The organism is Microbacterium sp., from assembly GCF_026393345.1.
In the GTDB taxonomy this organism is placed as follows: domain Bacteria; phylum Actinomycetota; class Actinomycetes; order Actinomycetales; family Microbacteriaceae; genus Microbacterium.
On the sequence record NZ_JAPLAI010000030.1, the window covers coordinates 51,166 to 74,791 of the forward strand.

Sequence of the window (23,626 nt, forward strand, 5' to 3'; positions counted from 1 at the left end):
CGGCGCACTTCTCTCAGAACAGGGCACTCACATGACACTCACGCAAGAACAGGCGACGTGGTTCGCCGAGACATTCCAACGACTGAGCGACAACGTCGGGCAGGCGGTGCTCGGCAAGCCGGCAGCCATCCGGCTCGTGCTCACGGCGCTGCTGGCCGAGGGACACGTCCTCCTCGAGGACGCGCCCGGCACGGGCAAGACGCAGCTCGCCAAGGCGCTCGCCGCCACGGTGCAGGGGACGAACAGCCGCATCCAGTTCACGCCCGACCTGCTTCCCTCCGACGTCACCGGTGTGACGATCTACGACCAGCAATCGCACAAGTTCAGCTTCCATCGGGGGCCGATCTTCGCGTCGATCGTGCTGGCCGACGAGATAAACCGCGCCAGCCCGAAGACGCAGTCGGCGCTGCTCGAGGTCATGGAGGAGGGGCGCGTCACCGTCGACGGCGAGGCGCACGAGACCGGGCGCCCGTTCATGGTCATCGCCACGCAGAACCCGATCGAGCAGGCCGGCACCTATAAGTTGCCGGAGGCACAACTCGACCGATTTCTGATCAAGACCAGCATCGGCTACCCCGATCTCGCCGCAGCGGAACAGATCCTCAGCGGGGCGTCGACCCGCGACCGGTCGTCGATCCTGAAGCCGATCATCACCACGACGGCGGTCGCCGAGATCGCCGACGTCCTCACGCAGGTCCACGTGGACCCCGCCGTGCTGCGCTTCACGGCACAGCTCGCAGAAGAGACCCGAGCCGATCCGAACACGCGTCTCGGGGTGTCGGTGCGGGGGATGCTGGCGATGATCCGGACCGCCAAAGTGTGGGCTGCCGAGGAAGGGCGCACCTATGTCATCCCCGATGACATCAAGACGCTCGCTCAGCCTGTCTGGCAGCACCGGCTCGTGATGGATCCGGAGGCGGAGTTCGCGGGAGCGACGGCCGCATCCGTCATCGGGCGTGTGCTGGCGGATGTCGCCGCGCCGCAGTCGAGGAGCACGGCGGCATGATCCGACGGGCGGCCGGCCTCTGGTCCACGCGTATCCTGCCGATCCTGCGACGGTCAGCCCGTCCGTTGCAGATCGGTTCGACGCTGGGCTGGATCGTCGCCGCCGCGGGCGTGGTCGCCGCGCTGCTCGCGTTCGTCTTCGGCTGGAATGAGATGCTCGCGATCTCGATCATCTGCCTCGTCGTGCTCGTCGCAGCCGTCCCCTTCGTGCTGCGGTCCGCCACCTACCGCGTGACACTCGAGTTGGCCTCCGCGCGCGTACAGGTGGGCGAACCCGCGGTGGGCCGGCTGATCGTGCACAACGCGGCGACCCGTCGGGCCCCCGGAACTCGGGTGCAGCTTCCCGTCGGTCACGCCCGCCCGGAGTTCCCCATCCCACGGCTCGCCCCCGGGGACGAGCACGACGAACTCTTCACCATTCCCACGCAGCGCCGCGCCGTCCTGACGCTCGGCCCGGTGACGTCGGTGCGCAGCGATCCGCTCGACCTGCTGCGCCGCCGAGTGACCTGGACGGAGCCGAGCGAACTCTTCGTTCATCCGCGAGTGCTGCCGCTCGACGGCGACACGACGGGCATCCTGCGCGACCTGGAAGGCCTCCCGACGCGCGACCTCGCCGACGACGACGTCTCGTTCCATGCGCTGCGTGAGTACGTGCCCGGAGACGACCTGCGCTACGTGCACTGGCGATCAACAGCGCGGGTCGGTTCGCTCATGATCCGCCAGTTCGAGCAGACCCGACGCTCGCATATGGTGATTGCGCTGTCGACCCGCTCCGACGAGTACGTCGGGGACGAGGAGTTCGAGCTCGCGGTGTCGATCGCGGGATCCATCGGGCTCTCGGCGTTGCGCAGCGGCAAGACGGTGACGTACCTGAGCCCTCGGCGGACACTGGCGCTGCGCTCGAGCAATCAGTTCCTCGACGCGCTCTCCGGGGTCGACACCGGCGATACCGACGAGGGCGTCGCGGGTCTCGGCCGCAGCGTTGGCGCGGCAGCGGTAGGCGCATCCGTGGTGATGTTCGTCACCGGGTCGGGCGCGCCAGCTCTCGATGTGCGTGCGGCGTCGCTGCGGATCCCGGTCGGCGCGCGAGCACTGTGCGTGCGTGCGGCCGTGGGTGAGCAGCTCGCGCGGCGGATGCTGGGAGACGTCGTCATGGTGAGCGTTCCAGAGCTCGATGCGCTGCGCGCGGCGATGCGGGCGGTCACCGCATGAACGGTCTTCGGGCGACGCTGAACGCCGGCGCCATGGCCGCTCTCGTGCTGGTCGGCCTGGTTCCGCTCTCGGCCGCGTACGGCGACGTGAACTTCTGGATCGCCGCGGTCGGCGGCGCGCTCCTCGGCACGATCATCGCGGTGGCCGGGTGGCGGCTGCGATGGCACACGCTGACGATCGCCGCGATCACCGTGGTCGTGTACTTCCTGTTCGGTGGCGTCCTGGTCTTCCGGACTGAATCCCTGGGCGCTGTCGTCCCGACGCTGAACGTGCTCGCCGCGCTCGCGCTCGGGGTGGTGCAGGCGTGGAAGCAGGCGCTCACTCTGCAGACGCCGTTCACCGGATTCGACCACCTGGGCATCGTGCCCTACCTGGTCTCACTCGTCGCCGCCGTCATCTCCGTCAGCCTTGCGCTCCGGGCGCGGCGTGCGTTCGGTACGGCCGTGATTGCCCCTGCCCTTGTGCTCGTCTTCGCGATCACGTTCAGCACATACGACGGCGTGTTCCCCGGCATCGTCGGCGCCGGGTGGGCAGGCACCGCCCTGATCTGGACGGTGTGGCGGATGCGCGTCGCCCGAGCCGGGGAAGGAGGGTGGGCGCCGGAAGGGGAGGAACTCGCATCCCTGCGATCCCACCGCCTGCCGGTGCTCGCGGCGACCGCATCCGTTGTCGTGATCGCTTTGCTCGCCGGGGGCGCGGTCGCCTCCGCTTCTGCCGCCACCGACCGCGAGGTGCTGCGTGACCATGTCGTGCCGCCGCTGGATCTGCACGACTACGCGTCCCCGCTGACGACCTACCGGAAGTACGAGCGCGATGGTGCGGACTCGACGCTGTTCACTGTCACCGGCCTCCCCTCCGGTGCACGACTACGCCTGGCTACCCTCGATCTGTACGACGGTGTGGTCTATAAAGTCTCGGGCTCCGGCGGTGCCGGCTCGGGCGTGTTCACAAGGGCCGGTCGCGAGATCGACACGACGGCTACGGGCAACCCGGCGGTCGTCACCGTGCGTATCGACGATCTCACCGGGGTGTGGGCGCCGACGGTGGGCTACGCCACCGGCATCGCTTTCGAGGGGGAGAACGCGGCCGATCGGGGCGGCGCCCTTCACTACAACACCGCCACCGGCACCGCACTGGTGACGACCGGGCTGGCGGCGGGCGATGAATATCGCCTGCGCGTGAATGTGCCGGCGACGCCATCCGAAGACGAACTGCTGGCGGCCACGGTGGCGTCTGTCAAGACTCCGGCGCCGACAGAGTTGCCGGACGAGGTGACGGCGCTCCTCGACAAGGTGACCGCGGGCGCCTCCTCCGATGTCGAGCAGGTACGCGCCGTCGAGGCGTACTTCCAGACCACCGGCTTCTACAGCAGCGGGCTCGAGGGGCAAGTGACCTCGCGGTCGGGTCACACCGTCGATCGGGAGGCGGACCTCCTCGCGGGTGACCAGATGATCGGCGATGGTGAGCAGTACGCCGTCGCGATGGCACTCATGCTCTCGCAACTGGACTTCCCCGTGCGGGTCGTCATGGGATTCGTGCCGGAGTCGGACGGCGACACCGTCACGGTCAGGGGTGAGGACGTGCAGGCGTGGGTCGAGGTGCCGTTCGAAGGCCTCGGCTGGGTGGCGTTCTCGCCCACACCATCGAAGGACCGCGTGCCGCAGGAGGAGACGCCACAGCAGAGTCAGAAGCCGCAGGCCCAGGTTGCGCAGCCGCCGCAGACCCCCCAGGAGCCCGCGGAGTTGCCTCCGACGACACCGGTCGAGGATGCGGCGCCGCAGGATGCGCCGAGCGATCTGGGTTGGTTGTGGGCGACGCTGCAGATCGGCGGGACGGCGCTCGTGATCCTCCTCGTTCTGCTGGGTCCGTCGCTCGCACTGGCGATCGCCCGCGCTCGTCGCCGCAGCAGACGAGCACGGGAGGGATCGAGCGTGCAACGCGTCGATGGGGGATGGGCCGAGCTCGTGGATGCGGCGCTGGACGTCGGGGCGCCGCTCACGCGTGGCGCCACGCGGCGAGAGCAGGCGCGTGCGCTCGACGACCGCTACCCCCAGGCGGCGGTCGCGACCCTGGCGGTCCGTGCTGACCAGGCCGTCTTCGGTGCCGGCGATCCCGCGGACGATGAGGTGGAGCGCTACTGGGCCGATGTGGCGAGCGCGACCCGCTCACTGCGCTCTGCGACGCCCTGGCACCGCCGCGCGCTGGCACGCATGTTCCCGATATCCGTCGTGCGTCGCATCCGGTTGCCGCGGCTGCCGCGCCGGCGGCGGGGAGCCGCGTCATGAGCGGCGCCGTCACCCTGTCGTGGGGTGCGGAGAGCGACCGGGGGCTGCGGCGCGCTGCCAACGAGGATTCGTTTCTGGCTGAGCCGCCGCTGTTCCTCGTCGCCGACGGCATGGGCGGTCACGATGCCGGCGCGGACGCCAGCCGTGCGGCGATCGACGGGTTCCGCCCGCTGGCGGGCCGCGACAGTGTGACGGTGGAAGAGATCCAGACAGCGTTCGCGGCCGCGGCCCGTGGGGTGGGGTCCATCGAGACGCAGCGATCCGCCGCCGGAACAACACTCACCGGGGTCGCGATCTGCGAGCAGGGCGGGGTCAGCTACTGGCTCGTGCTCAACATCGGCGACTCCCGCACGTATCGGCTCGCCGGTGGGCGACTCGAACAGATCAGCGTGGACCATTCCGCGGTGCAGGCGCTCGTTGACCGTGGGGACCTGGCACCAGAAGCGGCAGAGACCCATCCCGAGCGCAACGTCGTGACACGGGCAGTGGGAGCGGGGTCGACGGGTGCGCCGGACTACTGGCTTCTCCCGGCCCACGCCGGCGATCGCGTCATGGTGTGTTCGGACGGGCTGTCGAAGGAACTCGGGTTCACGCAGATCGAGGCGGCGCTCGTCGCGGAGGCGTCGCCTCAGGCCGCGGCGACGCGGCTGCTTCACGAGGCGCTACTACAAGGCGGCCGAGACAACGTGACGGTTGTCGTGGTGGATGCGCACACGGTCATCGAGGCCGATGAGGATCGAACGCTCCCGGGTGGCGGTTCGCCCGACGAACCCGAGGAAGACACGGTGCCGCGCGCACCGCGCGTAAGAGAAGGGGACGCCGTTGCTGACGTATAGCTCCGGGGACTGGCACATCGTGGCCGTCGGGTCTAGCGTGGCGCTGTTGCCACCCGAGATCGACCAGGCGACGCTCCTGCGTGTATGGCGGGGGATGCGGGAGGGCGATGCTTTCGCGGTCGTGCTAGGTGAGCTCGTGGCGACCGTGGGGGCGAATATGGCGGCACTGCCCGCTTTCGCGATCGTCAGCAGGCAGGATGCGACCGCGCGCATCATCGTGCGGGGTTCGGTGCAGGCTCGGATCGAAACGCGTGAGGGTCGGGTCGAGCACGTCAGCGCGCTCGGCTCGCCGACGTGGACGGATCGCACGATCGATGCGCCGGTGTCGCTATCGGTGGGGACGCCGCACGGCGAATCGTCGCTGCCGCTGAACGACGGTGTGGCCGCCGCGGCCGGCGCGACATGGGCGCTCGATGATGTGACTCCCGCATCATCGCTTCCGGTTGACGAGGCCGTCGCGGTGGCGACCGAACCCGTTCCGGAACCCATCGCGATCGCGCCGATCGAGCCCGCCGCCATCTCGGAACCCGGCGAGACGCTGTTGCCCGCGCCCTCCGAGGAGACCGCAGTGCCGGATGCGGGACTGACGATCACCGAATCGGTCGAGCTGACGTACGCCCCGCCCGTCGACGAACTCCCCGACGAGACCTCGGCGTACGACGACCTCATCTTCGGTGCCACGCGGATGTCGACCGTCGAGGACGCGGCTGTGCGGGACGAGCCGGACGCCGAGGCCGAGTCCGGAATGATCAGCGGTGTTCCGCTCGTGTCGATCCCGCCCGCCGCCGCGGAACCGGTGCTCGGCGACCACGACGGTGAGACGATCTCCGCCGAGCAACTCGCCGCGCTCCAGGCGCAACTCGCGGGGGGCGCGGTCGACCCGCGACCGCCGGGACCACCGGCCGTCGCCAGTCCCGCGCCGACACTGATCGTCTCGTCCGGCGAACGGGTGGTGCTCGATCGGAGCGCGGTGGTCGGGCGACGTCCGCGTGCCGTGCGCGCCACCGGCATGCTGCCGCATCTCGTGACGGTCGCGAGCCCTGACCGCGGGATCTCCAGCAACCACGTCGAACTGCGGGTGGAGGGGACGGATGTCATCGCGGCGGACCTCGACACCATGAACGGCACGCGCCTGCTCCGCCCGGGCGCGGAGCCGGTGCGACTGCACCCCAGTGAGCCCACGCTGCTTGTCTCCGGTGACCGCCTCGACCTGGGTGACGGCGTCGTGCTGTCCTTTGAGGGGATCTGATGCCTCCGCGCCCTCCCTCCCAGCCGCCCGTCCTTCCCGGGTTCGACCACATCAAGCTGCTCGGCCGGGGCGGCTTCGCCGACGTGTTCCTCTACCAGCAGCTGCACCCTCGGCGGCAGGTCGCGGTGAAGGTCCTCCTGAAGGACCGTCTCGGCACGACGAGCGCGGAGGGGTTCACCGAAGAGGCGAACCTCATGGCGCAGCTGGCGACGCATCCCTCGATCGTGTCGGTCTACCAGGCCGGGGTGTCCGACGACGGACGTCCGTACTTGGTGATGGAGTACTGCTCGAAGCCGAACCTGCAGGCGCGCCACAAACGCGAGCGGTTCTCCGAGGCTGAGACGCTGCGGGTCGGGGTGCAGATCGCCGGCGCGGTCGAGACCGCTCATCGTGCCGGCATCCTGCACCGTGACATCAAGCCGGCGAACATCCTCGTCACCGATTATGGTCGCCCCGCACTCACCGACTTCGGTATCTCGGCGACCACGAGCGACGCGTTGAGCGGCATGAGTATCCCGTGGTCACCGCCGGAGTCGCTGCGCACCCCACCGCAGGGGTTCCCCTCGTCGGATGTGTACTCCCTCGCTGCGACGCTCTACACGCTGCTGACGAATCGGAGTCCGTTCGAGATTCCCGGGGCGTCGAACACCGAACTCGATGTGATGGCTCGGATTCAGTCGATGGCGCTGCCCTCCACGGGCCGTCAAGATGTGTCCTCAGCGTTGCAGGCTGTGCTCGAACGAGCCATGTCGAAAGACCCGGCCCAGCGGTACGCATCCGCGATCGAGTTCGCACGGGCACTCCAGCGGGTGCAGATCGAGCACGGCATGCAGGCAACGCAAATCGACGTCCTCGAGGAAGAGCTCCTCGAGGAAGACGAGGAGGACGGCGAGGAACGAACGCGGTTCCGGGGGGTGACCAGCATCGATGCGCAGAGCGCGACGGCGGTCGTGCCGCCACATACGCTGCCCTCCGCCCCGGGGTTCATCGTTCCTTCCCCGCCTACGTCGCCGTCCCTGTTTCCGGGCGGGGATGAGACCCGTGCGAGATCCCTGTCGGGGGCCACGCTGCCGCCGAGGCCCGTCCCCGCAGGAATCACGGCCCCGCCCTCGCCTTTGCCCCTCGACGCGACAATCGTCCGCGCCCCGGAATCGATCTCGGTCGACGACGGGCCATCGGCCGCGCCGAAACGACGGCGACTCGCCTGGATGCTGACCGCCGCGGCCGTGATCGTCGTGGGCGCGGGCGTCGGGATCGCGGTCGCACTCGCTCCGGCCGGGGTGGGTACGCCGAGCGCGCAGGAATCGGCGGCGGCACCCGTCGATCCGGTCAACGAGGAGGTGCCCCCGCAGGTGTCTGCTCTGGCGGGCACCGCGACCTCGGAGGGCATCGCCTTCACCTGGACGAACCCCGATCCCGTCACCGGTGACGTCTACCTCTGGCGGCCGGTGGTGCCCGGTGAGGAATTCCCCTTCGAAGAGACGGAGTCGGCCACGGCCACTGTCGCCCCGGACGGTTCGGGCCGCGCCTGCATCGAAGTGGTGCTGCGACGGGCGGACGGCACCTCGGCAGCAGACAGCGTGGAGGGGTGCGCCCCGTGAACACGATCGACCCGGTCGCGCCGGTTGTGGATTCGGGCTCCGAGCGGGAGCGCGCCGTTTCGGTGGAGTACTGCGGCGAATGGTTTGCGGTCGTGCCGGGGCAGACCTTCTCGATCGGTCGTGAGGCGGATCTTTCCGTCGACGACAACCCCTTCCTGCATCGACGGCTGCTGGAGATCCGCGAGTTCGAAGGGATCTGGCTGCTGCAGAACGTGGGGTCGCGGCTCGCCGTGACCGTCACCGATGGCGCGGGACGCCTGCAGTCGTGGCTCGCGCCGGGCGGCAGGCTGCCTCTCGTCTTCGGCAGCACCACGGTCGTGTTCACGGCGGGACCCACGACCTACGAGATCTCGTTGCACGTCGCCGAGCCGATGTTCAGTGAGACGCTCCCGTCGAGTGCCGAGGGGACGACGACGATCGGCGATGTCACGTTCACGCTCTCGCAGCGCCAGCTCATCCTCGCGCTGGCCGAGCCGATGCTGTTACGCGAGGGGAGCGGCATGGGCGAGATCCCCACCAGCGCGAAAGCGGCCGCGCGCCTCGGATGGGCGATCACCAGATTCAACCGCAAGCTCGACAACGTCTGCGACAAGCTCGACCGGATGGGCGTTCAGGGGCTGCGCGGCGGCGTGCGGTCCTACGCCACGAATCGCCGCATCCGGCTCGTCGAGTACGCGATCGCGGCGCGGCTCGTCACGCGCGCAGACCTGCCGCTCCTCGACCAGGAAGACGACGAATGAAGCTCAAGCTCACCCTGCGGCGACCCGGGGGCGCGGTCGATCTCACCGTGAGCGCGGATGCCACGGCGACCGTCGCCGACGTCGCCCGGATGCTGCTTATCGCGGACCCGCAGAATGCTGGCGCTGTCGACGAGGGCGCGGTGACCCTCCGCGTTTCGGACGTGGCCGGTGCCGACGCTGCGCGCACGGTCAACGGCGATGCCAGCCTCGCGGAGTCCGGCCTGCTCTCCGGCACAGCCGTCGAGGTGGTCCGGGAAAGTGGCAGGTTCTCGTCCGCTGAGGGCGGGCGCGGGGCGCCGGTTGCGACAGTGCGGGTGCTCGCGGGGCCGGATGCGGGGAGGGAGTTCGCGGTGCCGGCGGGAGCGAGCGTCATCGGCCGCGACCGTGCTGCGGACCTGCGGCTGACCGACCCCATGGTCTCGAAGCAGCACGCCAGGCTGAACGTGGGCGAGAGTGTCGAGATCCTCGATCTCAACTCTGCGAACGGTGTCATCGTCGGCGGTTCGCTGGTCACCCGCGCCGCGCTCTCGCCCAGTGATGTCGTCGTCGTTGGGGACACATCGCTGTGCGTCGTCCGGACGCAGCAGCCGCCCCAAGCATCGACGACGCCGCAGGTCGACCACGTGCGTTCGCCACGGGTGGTGCCGCTGTATCCCGGGGTGGAGTTCGCCGCGCCGACTCCACCCAAGGTGCCGCAGCAACAGCGATTCCCGTTCATCGCGCTCGTCGCGCCGCTCCTCCTGGGCGCCGTGCTGTGGGCCGTCACGCAGCAACTGCTCGGCGTGATCATGATGGCTATGAGCCCGATCCTGCTGGTCGGGGCGTTCGTCGATCAAACACTCACCAGCCGCCGCGATCTCAAGGCGCAGCGGAAAGCCTTCGACGAGGGCATGTTGCGTACGCAGGAGCGACTGGAGAAGGCACGCGACGAGGAACGCCGTGTGCGGCGGACGGAGCTGCCCTCGAGCGCAGAGTTGCAGCAGGACTCCCGCCGACTCGGCCCGCTGCTGTGGACGGAGCGGGTGGAGTCGCCACGGTTCCTCGTGGTCAACGTCGGCGCCGGGCGGGCGCTCGCGCGCAATCGCGTCGCGCTCCCGCAGAGCCAGGACACCCTCCCGCACTGCTGGGATCAGCTGCTCGGCCTGCAGTTGGAGTTCTCCACCGTCGATGACGTTCCTGTCGCCGTCGACCTTGCCCTCGCCGGTTCCCTCGGGTACGCCGGACCGCAGGGGACCGTGCAGGCCGTGGCGCGGTCGGCGGTCTTCCAGATCGCTGCCCGACACTCTCCTGCCGAGGTGGCGATCGCGGCGATCGTGTCCCCGGGTACCCGGGCGGAGTGGGAGTGGCTGAAGTGGCTGCCTCATGCAAGCTCTAGCCACAGTGCGCTCACCGGCCCGCATCTCGCCGACGCAACGGGAACCGCATCCGCCCTGCTCGCCCGCATCGAGGGGATGATCGAGGCGCGCACCGAGGGTGGAGCCTCTCTTCGCGGCCCGATCGACCCCGCCAAGAGTGAGGAGCGGCCTGTTCCGGTCGTGCCCGCCGTCGTTCTGGTCGTCGAGAACGGCGCGCCGGTTGACCGTGCGCGGCTCACACGCATCGTGGAGCGGGGACCGGATGCGGGCGTGCATGTGGTGTGGTGCGCGCCCCGGGTGGAGCAGCTGCCTGCCGCATGTCGCAGTTTCGTCGTCATCGACGCAGCAGCGTCGGTCGGTGCCGCGGGTCAGGTGCGTCTGGGGGAGCGAACGTCACCCGTGACCCTCGAGATGCTCGACGTCGTGACCGCTGAGCAGCTGGCGCGGCTGCTCTCACCGGTCGTCGATGTCGGGGTCCCCGAGGCCGACGACTCTGACCTCCCCCGTTCGGTCGCATATCCGACGCTGACCGGGATGGAGATCCTGGGCGAGTCGGATGCGGTCGTGGAGCGATGGCGTCAGAATGGGTCGCTCGTCGCGCGGGATGGGACCGCCCCGGTGAGGCGGAAGAAGGAAGGCAACCTACGGGCGATCGTGGGGCACGCGGGTTCGGAGCCGTTCGTACTCGACCTGCGCGCGGACGGCCCGCATGCTCTCGTCGGTGGCACGACCGGCGCAGGCAAGTCGGAGTTCCTGCAGGCGTGGGTGCTGGGGATGGCTGCCGCGCACAGCCCCGACCGCCTGACGTTCCTGTTCGTCGATTACAAGGGCGGCACGGCCTTCGCGGACTGCGTGAAGCTGCCGCACACCGTCGGGCTCGTGACCGACCTCTCGCCGCACCTGGTGCGGCGCGCTCTGACCTCACTGCGTGCCGAGCTGCGCTATCGCGAGCATCTGCTGAATGCCAAGAAGGCCAAAGACCTGGTCTCGCTCGAGAAGACCGGCGATCCGGATTGTCCGCCGAGCCTGGTGATCGTCGTCGATGAGTTCGCCGCGCTCGTGCAGGAGGTGCCGGATTTCGTCGACGGCGTCGTCGATGTCGCCCAGCGCGGGCGCTCGCTCGGGCTGCACCTCGTGCTGGCCACGCAGCGACCGGCGGGCGTCATCAAGGACAACCTGCGGGCGAACACGAACCTGCGGATCGCGCTGCGCATGGCGGACGCCGATGATTCGGTCGACATCCTGGGCGACAAGATGGCGGCGTACTTCGACCCGTCGATCCCTGGACGGGGCGCGGCCAAGCGCGGTCCCGGACGCATCACCGCCTTCCAGACCGGGTACGCGGGTGGGCGCACGACGGGCGAGCCGCCGGTGCCGCGCATCGACGTCGAGGAGCTCGACTTCGGCGGCCATGCGGTGTGGGAACCGCCCGCCGTCGAGGCGGTGGAGGAGGCCGAGCCCGGTCCCACCGACATCGCCCGCATCGTCGCGACGGTACGGGGAGCTGCGACGATCGCCGCAGTGGCCGAACCTCGCCGGCCCTGGCTCGACGAACTCGCGGCGGTGTACAGCTTCAGCCGCCTCCCGAATCCTCGGACGGATGAGCGGCTCCCGCTGGGTGTGCTCGATCACCCCGAAAGTCAGTCGCAGCCGACGGCCTTCTACGAACCGGATCGTGACGGCAACCTCGCGATCTACGGCACGGGCGGCTCCGGCAAGAGCACCGTCCTCCGCACGATCGCGGTCGCCGCTGCCGCGACGACCCGGAACGGTGGTCCCACCCACGTGTACGGACTCGATTTCGGGTCACGCGGTCTCAGCATGCTCGAAGGCCTGCCGCATGTGGGGGCGATCGTTTCCGGTGACGACGACGAGCGGGTCGTCCGCACCATCCGGATGCTGCGCGACATCGTCGACGAACGTGCCGTGCGCTACGCCGCGGTGAGTGCCGACACGATCGGCGAGTACCGCCGGCTCGCGAACGCTCCGCAGGAGCCGCGCATGCTCCTTCTGGTGGACGGCATCGGTGTGTTCAAGGAGCAATACGAGTTCGGACCGGTGAATCTGTCGCCCTGGTACACCGCGTTCGCACAGATCGCGGCGGACGGGCGCGGTGTCGGCGTGCACATCGTCGTCGCCGGAGACCGGCCCAACTCGGTGCCGAACTCGATCGCATCGACCGTGCAGCGCCGAGTGGTGCTGCGCATGGCGAACGACGACGAGTACCTCATGCTCGGTGTTCCCAAAGACGTGCTGAGCGCGTCGTCGCCCGCCGGGCGGGGGATCCTCGATGGCAATGAGGTGCAGGTTGCGATCCTGGGCGAGAGCAGCAACGTCGCCGTGCAGGCGCGCGAGATGAAGCGTCTCGCGGCCTCGCTCGGGCGTGCCGGTGGGGCACGCCCGGCGCCCGTGCGGCGGCTCGACGACTCGATCTCGTTGGCGTCGCTGCCCGCGGGGTCGCCCGGTCGTCCGGTGATCGGGGTGGATGACGTGACCCTTGGGCCCGCGGTGCTTCCCGGGTTCGGCCCGCTCCTGGTTGCAGGGCCGCCGGCGAGCGGGCGGACCACGGCTCTCGCGACCATCCGTGCGGGGCTGGCGCAATCGGACCCCGCCGTCACGCGCGTACTCGTCTCGCCGCGCCGCTCGCAGTTGGCTCGCGCGGCCTGGGGCGAAATCGCCACCGGGCCGGAGGAGGCGGCGGCGCTCGCACAGCGGCTGGTGGCCGCCGTGGAGCAGGGTACGGGGGAGCGCTTCGCGGTGTTCCTCGAGGCGCTGCCGGAGTTCACCGGGACCTCCGCGGAGTTCGACCTCGAGCGTCTCATCCGTGTTCTCGCACGCGAAGACCACCTCGTGATCGGCGAAGGCGAGACATCGACGTGGCAGCAGGCATACACGCTCGCCGGTCCCATGAAGGCAGGGCGTCGCGGACTTCTGCTCGTCCCGGGCGAGATGGACGGCGACACCTTCATGGGCACACCGCTCGGCCGGTTGCGTCGCGCGGACTTCCCGCCGGGGAGAGGATTCCTGATCGTCAACGGGCGGGCGTCGAAGCTGCAGATCGCGCAGGTGGACGCGTGAGCGCCACATCGTCCGGTGTGGGGATTTCTCCCCATCGACGCATCCTGCAGCCACTCAATAGCTTTGCCTCATCGCACCAGCGGGGGGCGAATGGCCGGTCCGGGAGTCGGGTCGGTACACCGAAGGGAATGGGGTAGATCATGGCCGTTTGGGGACTCGACGTTCAGCAGGTTCGTCAGCTCAGCTCGCAGCTCAATCAGAAGGCAGGCGACATCGACAGCATCCTGTCGACGCTCACCGGCGCGCTCAACGGCACGCAGTGGGAGGGGCCGGACGCCAATCAGTTCCGCAACGACTGGAGCGGTCAGTACACGTCGTCGCTGAAGCAGGTCGCGCAGGCCCTCCGGGACGCCGCGCAGAAGGCGACGCAGAACGCGAACGCGCAGGAGCAGACGTCCAACGCATGACCCGCGAGGGGAAGTGGGCGGTCGGCTCGCTTCCCCTGCGGTCCTGACCGGGGGAGAAACGATGGGCGGAATGTACGGCGCCGATGTCGCGCAGTTGCGGCAACTGGCGACGCAGTTCGAGCGGTCGGCCGCGCAGCTGGATGCGGACCGCATGAGCGTCGGCAATGCGATCCAGGTCAGCTCGTGGATCGGCCCGGTTGCCGTGCGCTTTCGACACGAGTGGGATTCGTCCCACAGTCGACGGGTGCATGACGCCGCACTGCGCCTGCGAGAGGCCGCGTCGGCGCTGCGGCGTAACGCGGACGATCAGGACAAGACGAGTGCGGCCGATGGGCGCTCCGGATCGAGCGCGGGAGGCCGGGGAGGGGGCTCGGGTACGACGCCGGACTTGTCATCGCTCCCCGATGAGATGCGCCGGCAGCTACAGGCGCTGATCGACGCGATCCGCGAGGGCAAGGTCGGCCGGGTTAAGCCCTGGGAGCTGATCGGCCTTCTCGGTAAGGCGGCCTCCCTCAAGGGCGTGGATATGACTTTCTTGAAGTTCTTCGGCGCGGCGTTCGATGGTGTGGACATCGCCAACAAACTCATCGACGGCGATCCGTCGGTGATGTTCAGCGCCTCTCATGCCCTCGCGGATCTCATGGGGCACGCGAAGGACCCCGTCGGAAAGCTCGTCAGCCTGAATCTGCATGCCTGGACGGACGTTATCGAGGAGTCGAGCAAGGCCGATTTTAGCGCGGCGACGCGTGAGCGAGTCGGAAACTACATCGTGAACAACCCCGCCGAAACCATCGGCATCGTCGGGGAGTCCGTCGTTGAGGTGGGCAGACGCTTCGTCGGCTGGTTGCCGATTCCCTAGCCGGACAGACAAGGAAGACGGATCGACATGGTTGATGCAGTGAAGTTGACGGACGATGAGGTGGTTGCCCTCGCGGGTCGCGTGGGAGGTGCATGGATGGGGCCTTTACCGTCTGTCGATGACGGAAACTCGGTGAGCCTCATGCAGGCATTCCTGCGCGGCGAGCGAAGTTTCGCGATGCGGGGCGGGGTCGTCATGTCTTCAGAAGGAGTGACATACTCTCTCGCCGACCTCGGGGACATGTTCGGGGATGCGTTCGGAGTGAGGCCACAGCTGCTCGGTTATGTTGCTGACCGCAGCACGCCGACCGTGCCTGCCGGAACCTCGATCGCGGTGTTCAGGCGCGACGAAGCGAGCCGCATCGTCGCTCTGACGCGGCGCGAGGGGATTACTGAGTTTGCCTTGGTGGACTCAACCAGCGCTCGCCAGATCATTCGGACGATGTGGGAGGCGCCTTCGGCGGCGACCGAGAATACGGGAATGCTCGCGGTCGTCTTGGCCGCCCCCACGGGCGAGTCGTCAGGCCGCACTCTGACCGTGACCAAGGACACCGCCCACGAGGGCACATTCGACGCTGATGGTGTGAACTTCGTCGTGCGTGGCCTCGCAGACGGATCGTTGGAAGAACTCCTGGCCGGGGTGTAGCGGCAGGCATGGGGATGTGGTGGGGAATAACTGATGGCCAAGCCGCATAAGTATGCCTGGAACGGGCTGGATGCTGAGACGTCACTGTCGATCGAGACGATCGCCAACATGGCGCAGCGAGCCGCGCTCGAAAGCACGGGCGATCTACTCAAGGGCAAGCAACGCATCGTCTCGGTGAAGTCGACGGACCGCGAGATCGAGTTCCGCATCAATGATTTCTTGATCTCGTTCAACAAGCTCCTCGTCTTCACGCTGGGGTTCACCGAACGCAACGGCCGGGTCTACGCATCCACCTCGATCGACTGGTACATCACCAACCAGACGACGGTCGGCGGGTTCATCCCGGTGAGCAGCAAGGTGATGGTGGCGCACCACACGTTCATGCAGTTCGTGCGGAACCTCGCCGGGCAGATCCACGCCGCCGACCCGACCGCTCGCGTCACGATCCGAGAGGGCGTGCAGACGCTGGGAGCACCGCAGGCCGCGGCATCCTCGACCTCAGGATCCGCAGTGCCCCCGGCTCCTCTAGCGGCGGCACCGACCGGGGTGCCCGCCCCGCCGCCGCCGCCGATGCCGCCGCCGATGCCGATGCCGATGGCCGGCAGGCTGCCTGTGCCGCCGCCCCCGCCACCCGGCAGTGCGCATCCGGTGCCCCCGCCCCCGCCACCACCCGGTGATGCGCGCTCCGTGCCTCCTCCTCCTCCTCCTGCCGCCGCCTCGACGGCCATCGTCACGGGGGTTCCGCGCGCCACGCTTCCGCCGGTCCCTCCGGTCTCGCTTCCGCCCGCGGAGGTCGCTGTTCCCGCTGCCGCCGCGTCGATGAACGCCGTGGTGGCAGGGATATTCGCCGAAGACGACGATCTGGAAGCGACACGGCTGAACCAGGCGTCCGGCGTGGCCCGTCCGTGGATGCTGACACTTGCGGACGGTCGCCGCATCCCGATGTCGTCGATGCCGGTGGCGGTCGGGCGCGGGCCCGTCGCGCCGGCGAGCCACCCGACGGCAACGGCGCTCGCGGTCAGCGACCCACACTCATCGGTGTCGAAGACGCACGCCGTGCTCGAGGTCCGCGACGGGATGCTGTGGGTCACCGATCTGCACTCGACCAATGGCACGAAGGTGACCAACGATGTCGGCGAGGCCACCTCGTGCCCGCCTGGCGTTGCGATGCCTGTCGGCAACGAATGGACGGTATCGATGGGGGAGTTCATGATCAGCGCTGAGTTGGAGTCCTGAGATGTGGAGCGGCTACGACACGCTCCTCCTCGTGACCGGCATCCTCACGGCGGCCATCGCCCTCATTCCGATACCCACCATCGAGGCGAAGACCCGCATTTCGGCGGTCGCGATCGGTGGAGCGGTCGTCGTGCTCTCGCTGATCCTGGGCAGCCTGGCGAGCTTCACCTATCCGGCGCTGGTGACTGTCGCGCCAGTGATCCCGATCGTCGCAGCCGGGGCGATCGCCAAGTCGGCGTGGGAACGTCAGAAGCATCGGGATGCGGCGAGCCGAGGGGAACCCGGCGCGACCCCGCAGGCAGGTTACTCGGCGGCTTTCGTTGCCCGGTCGGCGCCTGTTTCGCCCGCACATGTGCCGAGTGCGGCCGCCGACGACGATCGTACGCGGGCGTGGACGGCACTGTTCGATCCCGTCACGCCACCCGGAACCCTTGCCGAGATCGCGGCGTCGTACCCGGAGTTCGCCCCGCAGATCGCGGCGCACCCGCAGTGCTACCCGGGCCTGCGGGAGTGGGCCCAGACGCAGGCCGCCACCGATGGAGGCACCCCATGACATATTCCCGTCCGAGCGGTGAGCCGCCGCTGGACCGGCCGTACGCGGGGGCGCCATTCGGGGCGGCCGTCCGGCGGTTCTGGAAGAAGGCCTTCACCTTCTCGGGCCGCGCCAGTCGGTCGGAGTTCTGGCTGGGTTACCTGGGGTGCCTGGCATGGGGTTCGCTCCTGTTCCTGCCCGGCCTCCTGTTGCTGCTCGTGGGTGGTGCGATGGCCGCACTGACTTGGGTGCTCTGGGTGGGGATGCTTCTCCTCGTGGTCTCCTCGCTGTTCGCGGTGGTGATCGTGATCCCGATGATCGCGCTGTCGGTGCGCAGACTTCACGACGCCAATCAGTCAGGCGCCTTGTACCTGCTGAACTTCATCCCCGTCATCGGCGGGGTCGTTCTGCTGCTCCTGCTCGCGCAGCCGTCGAATCCCGCAGGGTCACGTTTCGACGTGCGCTCGTACCCGGAGTTCGTACCGCCTGCCCCCGCGCCCTCGCTCGCGATGCCGGTGCCCGCACCGATGACATCGATTCAGCCGATGTGGGCTCCCGCCTCCGCGGTACCGACGGTTGCCGCAGCGCAGGCGGGTGCGCTGGAAGAGACGCGCAAGTCGGCACCGCTCGCAGCGGCCGGCTGGCTGCTCGCACTGCCCGACGGACGGGTGTTGCCGATCAGCGGTGCGGTCTACGTGGGGCGCGCCCCGGCAGCACCCGTCGGTGAGCCGTCCGCCCTCCTCGTGCCGGTGGACGAGGCTGCGCGTTCGATGTCGAAGACACACGGCCGCATCTCATTGACGCCGCTGGGTCTTCAGGTGACCGACCTGCACTCCACGAATGGCACGGTGCTCACGCGCCCTGGCCACGCGCCGGTGTCGCTTGCGCCGGGGGTTGCCGCTCTCGCGACCGACGGTGCGACGGTGAGGTTCGGCGACTGGGCGGTCGAACTCCGCAAGAACCTGTGACCGCTCGGTGCCGACATGAATGACGAGGCGGAGGCCCGCGAGCGGGCATGGTACGCACTGCACGATCCGGCAACGGATGCGGTGGCGCTCGCCGCCATCGCCGAGCGCCACCCTGAGTTCGCGGGTGCGATCGCGCAGCATCCGAACTGCTATCCGGATCTTCGCGTGTGGGCGGAGAGCCAGGATGCAGCCTCAGCCCTCTCCGGCGTCGCGACCGACCCGGTTCACCCCGACCCGGTTCACCCCGACCCCGCGCATCCAGTTCCCGCGCACTCTGCTCCTGCCCGGAGAGACCGGGTGAAGCCCGCATCGTCGCACCGGGCCGGGTGGATCATCGCGGCGGGGGCCGCGGCGACGATTCTGCTCGGGGGCGGAGCCGTTTGGGCGGCGGTCGCGCTCATTCCGGCCAGCCCCACCCCCTCCGGTGGCACAGAGGTGATGGCGGGGGAGGGAGGGCGTGTGCTTGCGGGGGAGCCGGTGTACATCGGTGACGAGCTGGACTGGTTCCTCCTCGACGAGAACACGCTCAGCGGCTATTTCCCTGATGCTGGCGACATGACGACCACGCCGTCCTTCGCCATGGTGGGGGAGTCTGAGGGGGTGCACACGTCTCCCGACGCGTGCATGTCGTGGGTGATCCCGGACGACTGGATGGTCGTCAATGCGCGCCGGACCACCTGGCCGGTCGCCGGTGGGGAGTCGTGGGCGGGCGGTGCGTACGGCGTGTATCAATTCCCGACAGGGGAACTGGCGGCGAACTACTACGACCGCCTCGCCGGGACGGCAGCGGAGTGCGCCTTGTTCGATACCCTCGGCCCCGATGAGAGCGTGTACGGCACGACTCAGCTGCAGGTGGTCGCGGGATCTGCAGGCGACGGGGCGGTGGTGGTCGATGCCCGGGGCACGGACTCGCTGGGGCGGACGCAGATGACGACCCGCGCGTACGCGCTCGAGGGCAACGTGGTCGTCGCGATCGCCGCCGACCGGACCCAGGAGACCATCGTCGACGCGGAGGGCCTCGTGACGGATCTGCGCGAGCGCATCGCTCAGGCCAGGACGGCGCTCACGGAGAAGATCGGCTACCGCTGAATCGGTGTCAGTCGGCGCGGTACATCGGCTCTGTGTCGATGTACCGGTCGCCCTGCTGGTGGTTGAGGACCTGGACCAACCGTGGCTGACTCGAATCGTGGGCCGACGAGAAATCCGACTCGCACCCCGGCCACCCCGTGGCTGCGGCGAACGCCTCGCAGTCCCAGTCCGCGCCGACGGGGAAGTAGTCGAACAGCATGGTCGCGGCCATCGTGCACCCGTCGTCGAGGTCGGCGAGGAGGCAGATCGCGTACCGTGTCGCCCCGGGACGTTCGGATGCTTCCGAAGAGTCGACCCAGGCCGAGGGGTACTGGTCGCTGATGTCGGCGAATGACACGCACGTCGAACTCGAGCGCGTGCACCATTCGCCGTCGAGTTCGGCCGGCAGACCGGGGAGGGAGGCGGCGCCGGGTTCTTCGACGACGGTGTCCTCTGCCTCGAACGGAATGCGGGTGAAAGATGCGTCCTCCAGGTCGATTCCGAAGATCGATCCGGCACGCGTGCGTGCGACCGTGTCGCCGCCCACATCGCCGGTGGCCCAGAAGGTGAGCAGATGCCCGCGCCGATCGGTCAGCTGGTACGAGGGTGTGCCGAGCACCTGGATGATCGAGTACATCCCGCCGGGATAGGTGTTGGCGGCGGTCCCGCCCGTCTCGCCGATGCGGATGCCTCGAGCGTGGGGCAGGTTCGCCCCTGCGGTGGACAGCTCGGTGTCGTTGCTGATGGGCGCACTGATGCGCACAGCCGTGAGTCCGTGTGCCGGATCGAACTCCGCCCACAGCCACTGAGCGCCGGAGGTGTCGTTCGCCGCGGCAGAGGTCTCGGAGATGACGGACAGGGTCGGCATGACGGCCCGGGCCTCATCCAGGGTCATTCCCAGTTGCAGGGGGCCGACGCTGTCGAAGGTGATCTCCCAATCCCCCACGCGCGTGGATACCGCATCAACGGGAACGCACCTGCACACGATGATCCGCGTAATCGTCCGGCCGGATCCGTCGAGGGTCATGCGGTACCCGATCGGGCTCCCGGGTCGCGTCTGGAACACCACGCTGCGCTCGCCGCCGGCGGTCGTTTCGTCGACGGGGTCGCCGTAGATGGCCTGCGCGTGGGAGGCGGTGTCGCCGGGGACGATGCCCTCCGCCGTCCCGCTCTCGGCGCTCTGGGGTCGAATGGTGACGACGCGGTCGTCGTGCAGCTCGACCGTTCCCCACCCGCACTCGACGAAGACGATCTCGACACCATCGACGGTTTCGGGGTCTGAGACCTTCGCGCCGTCGACGCGGGATCGCACCTCGTCGAGGCTCATTCCGAGGGCGACGCCGTTCATGCCGCGTTCGCTGAGTACGGTGCTCGATGAGGCTGCCGCACGCAGGCGTGATTGGAGTTGTGCGGGGTCGGATGCGGACACCGCGGTGCCGCCGCCGACGCCGCCGATGCACGTCATCTGCTGCTGCGCGGCCTCGTCTTCATCGACGCCGAACCCGACGACGTTGATGGTCACGAGCGGATGGTCGCGGTGAAGTTCGGACGCCACTTCGCAGGAGGACGGTGGGGCGCAGGTGTCGACTCCGTCGGAGATGAGCACGATCGTGCCCGGTTCGCCGTCGGGGAGCATGTCGACCGCCCGTCGCAGTGCGGGGCCGATGGGGGTGAAGCCAGAGGCGGCGACCGAGTCCACCGCATCCGCCATCGCCGCTCGGTCGAGAGTGCCGAGGGGTGCGAGCGTCTTCACGTCCGAGCACCCCGCGGCCCGCTCGGCGTCGGTGTTCCCGGTCCCGGTGCCGAAGACGAGCAGCCCCACCTCTGCCTCGTCGGACAACGCCTCGACGGTGTCGATCGTGGCTTGCTTTGCGACATCCATGCGGGTTTCGCCACTGGCCGTCTCGCGGACCATCGAGCCTGAAGCGTCGAGGATGAAGACGATCGAAGGAACATCGGAGGCGGCTTCTGCGGAAGGCATCTGCCCGGTCGTCACCGACGCGGTGACCGCGAGGCCGGTGAGGAACATGAGCAGGGGTTTTCGGCCCAGCGATGGTCGTCGCGCAGCGTGTTCCGGCACCTCATCCCCCCTGGGGCTCAGGATATGGCGAGATAGACCGCCCACACGATGGGGAATATCGCCCATCGCCCACTGCCCGACGAGGCCGTTACGGTTTCGCTATCCGAGCTCCGATCGATGGGGGAGAGACATGGCAACGTGGGCAGACACCAAAGGCTTCATCGCCGCGAACTACCGGTACGAGGAGGTGAATGACACCCTCCTGAAGCTCGTGTTCGACACGGGTGGCCTCCGTAGCCAGCTGGTCTTCGTGGCGTGGGACAAGAACAGCGAGGGTGTCGAGTGGATCCGGGTGAACTCGCCCATCGGTCCGGTGGGCGAGGTCGATATCGCCCGCGCAGCAACACGTCTGGGCGACATGATCGTCGGCGGGATCGTCGTCATCGGTGACTACGCCTACGTCACGAACGCGGTACCGCTGCTCAACCTCGACGCCAACGAACTGGTCGAGCCGATGGTGCGCGTGCTGTCGATCGCCGATCAGCTCGAGGGTGAACTGCTCGGCCGCGACCAGGTCTAGTGGGCAGCCCACTCTGCGCGGCGGAGGAGGTGAGATTCATGTTCAAGACTGAGGCATCCAAGACGTCGACGGGCAACTGGAACGTGCAGGCCACATGTCAACGGGGCCACACGGTGTTCAAAGACCAGTTCCACGTCAGCGACCCGTACACGTGCCCGTACTGCGGGAACGACGTCTACTGACCGGATCGCTCCCGCGGCAGGGGGACAGGCCGCGGGAGTGATCCCTTCCTGCCGTGTGGCTCGATTGCCCCGCTCTCGGACGACCCCGGATGTGGATCCGCACCAGGACAGCCGCATCCGCGACACCGTCGTCAGGCGCGGCGCCGCCGCACCGCGGTGAGAATAACCCCCGCCGCGACCAGCAGCAGTGCGATCGCGGTGAACCCGCCCAGCTCGCCGCCGAAGCCCGTGCCTGCGATCGCCGAACCCGAGGCGTCCGGTGCCGTCACCGTCGCGGCCACGCTGGCGAGGGTGGTGCCGTCGGCGGCGAGGATGACGACCGTGTGGGCTCCGGGAGGGGTCGATGCGGGGATCGTGAACGAGCCGAGCACGGCGCCGCCGACGGACGGCACCAGCGTCCCGAGCACTACCGGGATGGAGTGGAGTTCGACGGTCAGGGGTGTGGTGTCGGCGAAGCCGGTGCCGGAGATGATGACGGTGCCGCCGGCGACGACCGTGCTGGAACCGAGCGAGAAGGTCGGCAGCGGTGCGATCTGCGCCACAGTCGACGTCGCCCGCACCGGGGCGTACCCGTCGAGGGATGCGGTCACCTGCACGGAGAGCGCGGTGCCGGCCGCCGAGCGGGGAACCGTCAGTGATGCGCCACCGCCGATCGGCACCCCGTCGGCGAACCAGGTGTATGTGAGCCCGGTCGGTGCCGGGGCGAGCGTGCCCCCGGTGGTGGCGGTGACGGTTTCGCCGGCACGCAGCACGCCGCTGATCGTGGCGGTGAGGGTGCCGGAGGTGCGACGAGTTAGACCCCTGGCTTATGTATATCGGTATTGCGGGGCAGCAGTGACAACAATGGGAGACGGCTCAGCGCTGGGAAGAAGGTCACGTATCGAGCAGGAATCATCGAGCCCGGGCTGCGGCCGCACTCGCTGCGGCGGCCCTGCTGCTCGCCGGGTGCACCCCCTCGTCGCCCGCGATCGACCTGCCCCCGGTCGGCGCCGCGCCGGACTATCAACTGGGCGGGGCGTACGACCCCGACCCGCGGGTGGAGATCATCGCTCGAGACAGGACCGAGCACCCCGCAGAGGGCGCCTACTCCATCTGCTGTCTCAACGGATTCCAGACCCAGCCGGGCGAGCGTGACCTGTGGTCCGACGATCAGGTGCTGCGCGATCCCGATACCGGCGACGACGTCATCGATCCCGATTGGCCGGACGAAGTGCTGCTCGACACCCGCACCGATGCGGGGCGCGAGGCGATCGCCGATCGCGTCGGTGAATGGATCCGTGGCTGCGCGGATGCCGGCTTTGACGCGGTCGAGTTCGACAACCTCGACTCGTACACGCGCTCGAACGGACTGTTGACCTTCGACGACAATCTGGGGTTGGCCCGGATGCTGGTCGACGCGGCGCACGCGGTCGGTCTTGCCGCCGCGCAGAAGAACGCCGCCGAAGATGCGGCTCGCCTCCACGCCGACGCCGGGTTCGACTTCGCCGTGGTGGAGGAGTGTGCGGCCTACGACGAGTGTGGCAGCTACACGGACGTGTACGGCGACCGCGTGATCGACATCGAGTACACGGACGAGCTCCCCCGGCCATTCACCGACGTCTGCGCAGACGAGTCGGTGCCCGCGTCCGTGGTACTCCGCGATCGCGGTCTGGTGACCCCGGATGCGGCGGAGTACGTCTTCGAGCTCTGCCCGTAGGCGCGGTCCAAGACTCGATCGACGGGGGTCTGTTTCCTTCCCCGCGACACGGGGAACCGGGGGCCGGATCCG

20 protein-coding genes are annotated in these 23,626 nt (G+C 68.8%); 18 read left to right on the top strand and 2 right to left on the bottom strand.

The window, feature by feature from the left end:
• Window positions 1-31 precede the first annotated feature (31 nt).
• From NT132_RS04010 to NT132_RS04080, 15 genes are all read left to right on the top strand, one after another.
• Window positions 32-1,006 carry a MoxR family ATPase gene (locus tag NT132_RS04010; protein WP_297785137.1) on the top strand — a complete coding sequence of 325 codons (975 nt, stop codon included), beginning with the start codon at window positions 32-34 and terminating at the stop codon, window positions 1,004-1,006.
• Window positions 1,003-2,217: a DUF58 domain-containing protein gene (locus NT132_RS04015; protein ID WP_297785140.1), complete on the top strand. Its 1,215-nt coding sequence runs from the start codon at window positions 1,003-1,005 to the stop codon at window positions 2,215-2,217. Before NT132_RS04010 ends, NT132_RS04015 begins: the two co-directional genes overlap by 4 nt.
• Entirely contained in the window at window positions 2,214-4,502 is a 2,289-nt protein-coding gene (locus NT132_RS04020; protein ID WP_297785143.1) for a transglutaminase domain-containing protein, read from the top strand. Before NT132_RS04015 ends, NT132_RS04020 begins: the two co-directional genes overlap by 4 nt.
• On the top strand, window positions 4,499-5,338 hold the full coding sequence (locus tag NT132_RS04025) for a protein phosphatase 2C domain-containing protein (protein WP_297785145.1): 840 nt from the start codon (window positions 4,499-4,501) through the stop codon (window positions 5,336-5,338). Before NT132_RS04020 ends, NT132_RS04025 begins: the two co-directional genes overlap by 4 nt.
• Before the next feature lie 46 nt (window positions 5,339-5,384).
• A complete protein-coding gene (locus NT132_RS04030) occupies window positions 5,385-6,587 on the top strand; it encodes an FHA domain-containing protein (RefSeq protein ID WP_297785148.1) in 1,203 nt (400 codons plus the stop codon).
• Window positions 6,587-8,188, top strand: a complete 1,602-nt coding sequence (locus NT132_RS04035; RefSeq protein ID WP_297785151.1) for a serine/threonine-protein kinase — start codon at window positions 6,587-6,589, stop codon at window positions 8,186-8,188. The genes NT132_RS04030 and NT132_RS04035 overlap by 1 nt, the downstream gene beginning before the upstream one ends.
• On the top strand, window positions 8,185-8,928 hold the full coding sequence (locus NT132_RS04040) for a hypothetical protein (protein ID WP_297785154.1): 744 nt from the start codon (window positions 8,185-8,187) through the stop codon (window positions 8,926-8,928). Before NT132_RS04035 ends, NT132_RS04040 begins: the two co-directional genes overlap by 4 nt.
• Complete coding sequence (locus NT132_RS04045) at window positions 8,925-13,361, top strand: FtsK/SpoIIIE domain-containing protein (RefSeq protein ID WP_297785157.1); 4,437 nt, start codon at window positions 8,925-8,927, stop codon at window positions 13,359-13,361. The genes NT132_RS04040 and NT132_RS04045 overlap by 4 nt, the downstream gene beginning before the upstream one ends.
• A 140-nt stretch (window positions 13,362-13,501) precedes the next feature.
• On the top strand, window positions 13,502-13,768 hold the full coding sequence (locus NT132_RS04050) for a WXG100 family type VII secretion target (protein ID WP_297785160.1): 267 nt from the start codon (window positions 13,502-13,504) through the stop codon (window positions 13,766-13,768).
• Between the two features lie 61 nt (window positions 13,769-13,829).
• On the top strand, window positions 13,830-14,627 hold the full coding sequence (locus tag NT132_RS04055) for a hypothetical protein (RefSeq protein ID WP_297785163.1): 798 nt from the start codon (window positions 13,830-13,832) through the stop codon (window positions 14,625-14,627).
• Between the two features lie 27 nt (window positions 14,628-14,654).
• Window positions 14,655-15,272 carry a hypothetical protein gene (locus tag NT132_RS04060; RefSeq protein WP_297785166.1) on the top strand — a complete coding sequence of 206 codons (618 nt, stop codon included), beginning with the start codon at window positions 14,655-14,657 and terminating at the stop codon, window positions 15,270-15,272.
• 33 nt (window positions 15,273-15,305) lie between these two features.
• Window positions 15,306-16,508, top strand: a complete 1,203-nt coding sequence (locus NT132_RS04065) for an FHA domain-containing protein (RefSeq protein ID WP_297785170.1) — start codon at window positions 15,306-15,308, stop codon at window positions 16,506-16,508.
• Between the two features lies 1 nt (window position 16,509).
• The gene (locus NT132_RS04070; protein ID WP_297785172.1) at window positions 16,510-17,061 is read left to right on the top strand and encodes a hypothetical protein; all 552 of its coding nucleotides are present in this window, start codon (window positions 16,510-16,512) and stop codon (window positions 17,059-17,061) included.
• The gene (locus NT132_RS04075) at window positions 17,058-18,008 is read left to right on the top strand and encodes a DUF805 domain-containing protein (protein ID WP_297785174.1); all 951 of its coding nucleotides are present in this window, start codon (window positions 17,058-17,060) and stop codon (window positions 18,006-18,008) included. The genes NT132_RS04070 and NT132_RS04075 overlap by 4 nt, the downstream gene beginning before the upstream one ends.
• 15 nt (window positions 18,009-18,023) lie before the next feature.
• Window positions 18,024-19,097, top strand: coding sequence for a hypothetical protein (locus NT132_RS04080; RefSeq protein ID WP_297785176.1), 1,074 nt, complete (start codon window positions 18,024-18,026; stop codon window positions 19,095-19,097).
• Between the two features lie 7 nt (window positions 19,098-19,104).
• Here NT132_RS04080 and NT132_RS04085 read toward each other — a convergent pair whose 3' ends face one another.
• Window positions 19,105-21,105: a VWA domain-containing protein gene (locus tag NT132_RS04085; RefSeq protein WP_297785178.1), complete on the bottom strand. Its 2,001-nt coding sequence runs from the start codon at window positions 21,103-21,105 to the stop codon at window positions 19,105-19,107.
• Window positions 21,106-21,286: 181 nt separating this feature from the next.
• Here NT132_RS04085 and NT132_RS04090 point away from each other — a divergent pair, with 181 nt between their 5' ends.
• Together NT132_RS04090 and NT132_RS04095 are read left to right on the top strand one after the other, a co-directional pair.
• The gene (locus NT132_RS04090) at window positions 21,287-21,676 is read left to right on the top strand and encodes a hypothetical protein (RefSeq protein WP_297785181.1); all 390 of its coding nucleotides are present in this window, start codon (window positions 21,287-21,289) and stop codon (window positions 21,674-21,676) included.
• A gap of 38 nt (window positions 21,677-21,714) precedes the next feature.
• A complete protein-coding gene (locus NT132_RS04095; protein WP_297785184.1) occupies window positions 21,715-21,858 on the top strand; it encodes a hypothetical protein in 144 nt (47 codons plus the stop codon).
• 131 nt (window positions 21,859-21,989) lie between these two features.
• Here the strand turns inward: NT132_RS04095 and NT132_RS04100 are convergent, their stop codons facing one another.
• Complete coding sequence (locus NT132_RS04100; protein ID WP_297785187.1) at window positions 21,990-22,610, bottom strand: hypothetical protein; 621 nt, start codon at window positions 22,608-22,610, stop codon at window positions 21,990-21,992.
• Between the two features lie 182 nt (window positions 22,611-22,792).
• Here NT132_RS04100 and NT132_RS04105 point away from each other — a divergent pair, with 182 nt between their 5' ends.
• Window positions 22,793-23,554, top strand: a complete 762-nt coding sequence (locus NT132_RS04105; RefSeq protein ID WP_297785246.1) for an endo alpha-1,4 polygalactosaminidase — start codon at window positions 22,793-22,795, stop codon at window positions 23,552-23,554.
• Window positions 23,555-23,626: the final 72 nt, after the last annotated feature.

Excerpts from the sequence above, each read along its gene's own strand:
- NT132_RS04065 (WP_297785170.1), top strand. The coding sequence starts at position 15,306 with ATGGCCAAGCCGCATAAGTATGCCTGGAACGGGCTGGATGCTGAGACG.
- NT132_RS04070 (WP_297785172.1), top strand. The coding sequence starts at position 16,510 with ATGTGGAGCGGCTACGACACGCTCCTCCTCGTGACCGGCATCCTCACG.
- NT132_RS04090 (WP_297785181.1), top strand. The coding sequence starts at position 21,287 with ATGGCAACGTGGGCAGACACCAAAGGCTTCATCGCCGCGAACTACCGG.
- NT132_RS04045 (WP_297785157.1), top strand. The coding sequence starts at position 8,925 with ATGAAGCTCAAGCTCACCCTGCGGCGACCCGGGGGCGCGGTCGATCTC.
- NT132_RS04035 (WP_297785151.1), top strand. The coding sequence starts at position 6,587 with ATGCCTCCGCGCCCTCCCTCCCAGCCGCCCGTCCTTCCCGGGTTCGAC.
- NT132_RS04055 (WP_297785163.1), top strand. The coding sequence starts at position 13,830 with ATGGGCGGAATGTACGGCGCCGATGTCGCGCAGTTGCGGCAACTGGCG.
- NT132_RS04015 (WP_297785140.1), top strand. The coding sequence starts at position 1,003 with ATGATCCGACGGGCGGCCGGCCTCTGGTCCACGCGTATCCTGCCGATC.
- NT132_RS04050 (WP_297785160.1), top strand. The coding sequence starts at position 13,502 with ATGGCCGTTTGGGGACTCGACGTTCAGCAGGTTCGTCAGCTCAGCTCG.
- NT132_RS04080 (WP_297785176.1), top strand. The coding sequence starts at position 18,024 with ATGAATGACGAGGCGGAGGCCCGCGAGCGGGCATGGTACGCACTGCAC.
- NT132_RS04095 (WP_297785184.1), top strand. The coding sequence starts at position 21,715 with ATGTTCAAGACTGAGGCATCCAAGACGTCGACGGGCAACTGGAACGTG.
- NT132_RS04075 (WP_297785174.1), top strand. The coding sequence starts at position 17,058 with ATGACATATTCCCGTCCGAGCGGTGAGCCGCCGCTGGACCGGCCGTAC.
- NT132_RS04060 (WP_297785166.1), top strand. The coding sequence starts at position 14,655 with ATGGTTGATGCAGTGAAGTTGACGGACGATGAGGTGGTTGCCCTCGCG.
- NT132_RS04025 (WP_297785145.1), top strand. The coding sequence starts at position 4,499 with ATGAGCGGCGCCGTCACCCTGTCGTGGGGTGCGGAGAGCGACCGGGGG.
- NT132_RS04020 (WP_297785143.1), top strand. The coding sequence starts at position 2,214 with ATGAACGGTCTTCGGGCGACGCTGAACGCCGGCGCCATGGCCGCTCTC.
- NT132_RS04085 (WP_297785178.1), bottom strand. The coding sequence starts at position 21,105 with ATGTTCCTCACCGGCCTCGCGGTCACCGCGTCGGTGACGACCGGGCAG.
- NT132_RS04010 (WP_297785137.1), top strand. The coding sequence starts at position 32 with ATGACACTCACGCAAGAACAGGCGACGTGGTTCGCCGAGACATTCCAA.